This window comes from Variovorax sp. OV700 (assembly GCF_900099805.1).
In the GTDB taxonomy this organism is placed as follows: domain Bacteria; phylum Pseudomonadota; class Gammaproteobacteria; order Burkholderiales; family Burkholderiaceae_C; genus Variovorax.
Genome location: NZ_FNDR01000032.1, coordinates 1 through 2896, shown reverse-complemented (window position 1 = coordinate 2896; position 2896 = coordinate 1). Strand labels below are relative to the sequence as shown.

Genomic DNA, 2896 nt, shown 5'->3' with positions numbered 1-2896 from the left:
GATAGGCGTGCCTGCCGAGACGACGGCCGGCGAAACCCGTGTGGCCGTTACGCCCGAGACGGTGAAAAAACTTGTCGCCACGGGGCACGCGGTTCGCGTGCAGTCGGGGGCGGGGATTGCGGCCAGCGTCACCGATGCCGCCTACCAGGCCGCCGGTGCCGAGATCGTCGATGGGGCAGGCGCCTTCGGAGCCGACATGGTGCTCAAGGTGCGCACGCCCAGCGAATCGGAAACCGCGCGCATGAAGCCGGGCACCGTGGTCATCGGCATGCTCAACCCCTTCGATGCCGCCGGCCTGCAGCGTCTGGCCACGGCCGGCCTCACCGCCTTTGCGCTTGAAGCCGCACCGCGCACCACCCGCGCCCAGAGCATGGACGTGCTCTCATCGCAGGCCAACATCGCCGGCTACAAGGCCGTGATGATCGCGGCCGACAAGTACCAGCGCTTCTTCCCGATGCTGATGACCGCCGCCGGCACCGTGAAGGCGGCGCGCGTGGTCATCCTGGGCGTCGGCGTGGCGGGCCTGCAGGCCATTGCCACCGCCAAGCGCCTGGGCGCCGTCATCGAAGCGTCCGACGTGCGCCCGAGCGTCAAGGAGCAGATCGAATCGCTCGGCGGCAAGTTCATCGAGGTGTCCTACGACACCGACGAAGAAAAAGAAGCCGCGGTCGGCGTCGGCGGCTACGCCAAGCCCATGCCCCCCAGCTGGCTCGCGCGCCAGCAGGTCGAGGTGGCCAAGCGCGTGGCGCTGGCCGACATCGTCATCAGCACCGCGCTCATCCCGGGGCGCGCCGCACCCACGCTCATCACCGAGGACATGGTCAAGGCCATGAAGCCGGGCTCGGTGATCGTCGACATCGCGGCCGGCAAGGGGCCCGACGTGAATGGAGAGATGAAGGGCGGCAACTGCCCCTTGTCGGAAGCCGACAAGACCGTGGTGAAGCACGGCGTGACCATCGTGGGCGAGACCAACCTCGCGGCGCTGGTGGCGGCCGACGCGTCGGCGCTCTATGCGCGCAACGTGCTCGACTTCCTCAAGCTCATCGTCACCAAGGAGGGCGGCCTGAAGATCGACCTCGAGGACGACATCGTCGCTGCCTGCCGCGTCGCGCACGACGGCCAGGTCACGAAGAAATAAGCCGCCACCCCCCGGCACTCACGCGAGGAGAAGAAATCATGGATCCCGTTTCCCACACCGTCATCAACCTCATCATCTTCGTGCTGGCCATCTACGTGGGCTACCACGTGGTGTGGACCGTCACGCCCGCGCTGCACACGCCGCTGATGGCCGTGACCAACGCCATCTCGGCCATCGTGATCGTGGGCGCCATGCTGGCGGCCGCGCTCACCGAAACCACCCTGGGCAAGACCATGGGCGTGCTCGCGGTCGCGCTGGCGGCGGTGAACATCTTCGGCGGCTTCCTGGTCACGCGGCGCATGCTCGAGATGTTCAAGAAAAAAGAGAAAAAGGCCGCACCCAAGGCTGAAGCGGGAGCCGCCCAATGAGCATGAACGTCGTCACGCTGCTCTACCTGGTTGCCAGCGTCTGCTTCATCCAGGCCTTGAAGGGCCTGTCCCATCCCACCACGTCCATCCGCGGCAACCTCTTCGGCATGGCCGGCATGGCCATCGCGGTGGTGACCACCGGGGCGCTGATCTACAACCTGGCCGGCGGCCACCTGATGGGCCTGGCCTGGGTGCTGCTGGGCCTGGTGGCCGGCGGCGGCTACGGCGCCTACCGCGCCAAGACGGTCGAGATGACCAAGATGCCCGAGCTGGTGGCCTTCTTCCACAGCATGATCGGCCTGGCGGCGGTGTTCATCGCGGTCGCGGCCGTGGTCGAACCCGCGGCCATGCTCGAAGGCATCGCCAAGGGCGCGCCGATCCCCACCGGCAACCGGCTGGAGCTGTTCCTGGGTGCGGCCATCGGCGCCATCACCTTCAGCGGCTCCGTCATCGCCTTCGGCAAGCTCTCGGGCACCTACAAGTTCCGGCTGTTCCAGGGGGCGCCGGTGCAGTTCGCGGGGCAGCACATGCTGAACCTCGTGCTCGGCCTGGCCATGATCGGCCTGGGGCTGGTGTTCATGGCCACCGAAAGCTGGCCGGCCTTCTTCGCGATGCTGGCGCTGGCCTTCGTGATGGGCGTGCTCATCATCATTCCGATCGGCGGGGCCGACATGCCGGTGGTGGTGTCGATGCTCAACAGCTATTCGGGCTGGGCGGCTGCGGGCATCGGCTTCAGCCTGAACAACGCGATGCTGATCGTGGCCGGTTCGCTGGTGGGCTCTTCGGGCGCGATCCTGAGCTACATCATGTGCAAGGCCATGAACCGCTCGTTCTTCAACGTGATCCTGGGCGGCTTCGGCGGTGAGGCGGTCAGCACGGCCGGCGGCGCGAAGGAGCAGCGGCCGGTCAAGAGCGGCAGCGCCGACGACGCGGCCTACATGCTGTCCAACGCCGAGACGGTGATCATCGTGCCGGGTTACGGCCTGGCGGTGGCGCGTGCCCAGCACGCGGTGAACGAACTGGCCGAGAAGCTCACCCACAAGGGGGTGACGGTGAAGTACGCGATCCACCCGGTGGCGGGCCGCATGCCGGGCCACATGAACGTGCTGCTGGCCGAGGCCGAGGTGCCTTACGACCAGGTGTTCGAGATGGAGGACATCAACGGCGAGTTCGCGCAGGCGGACGTGGCGATCATCCTGGGCGCCAACGACGTGGTGAACCCGGCCGCGCTGCAGAAGGGCACGCCGATCTACGGCATGCCGATCCTGGAGGCCTACAAGGCCAAGACGGTGATCGTGAACAAGCGCTCCATGGCCGCGGGCTATGCGGGCCTGGACAACGAGCTGTTCTACATGGACAAGACCATGATGGTCTTTGGGGATGCGAAGAA

General features: G+C 66.9%; 3 protein-coding genes. All 3 read left to right on the top strand.

The features are described 5' to 3' along the window. Window position 1: 1 nt before the first annotated feature. Complete coding sequence (locus BLR24_RS30180) at window positions 2-1138, top strand: Re/Si-specific NAD(P)(+) transhydrogenase subunit alpha (RefSeq protein ID WP_254787679.1); 1137 nt, start codon at window positions 2-4, stop codon at window positions 1136-1138. Between the two features lie 38 nt (window positions 1139-1176). Then, window positions 1177-1506, top strand: coding sequence for an NAD(P) transhydrogenase subunit alpha part 2 (locus BLR24_RS30175; protein ID WP_093024363.1), 330 nt, complete (start codon window positions 1177-1179; stop codon window positions 1504-1506). Next, window positions 1503-2896: NAD(P)(+) transhydrogenase (Re/Si-specific) subunit beta (locus tag BLR24_RS30170; protein ID WP_093024366.1), on the top strand; the 1394-nt coding region annotated here is incomplete at its 3' end. The genes BLR24_RS30175 and BLR24_RS30170, both read left to right, overlap by 4 nt.

Coding starts and splice junctions, on each gene's coding strand:
- BLR24_RS30175 (WP_093024363.1), top strand. CDS start 1,177: ATGGATCCCGTTTCCCACACCGTCATCAACCTCATCATCTTCGTGCTG.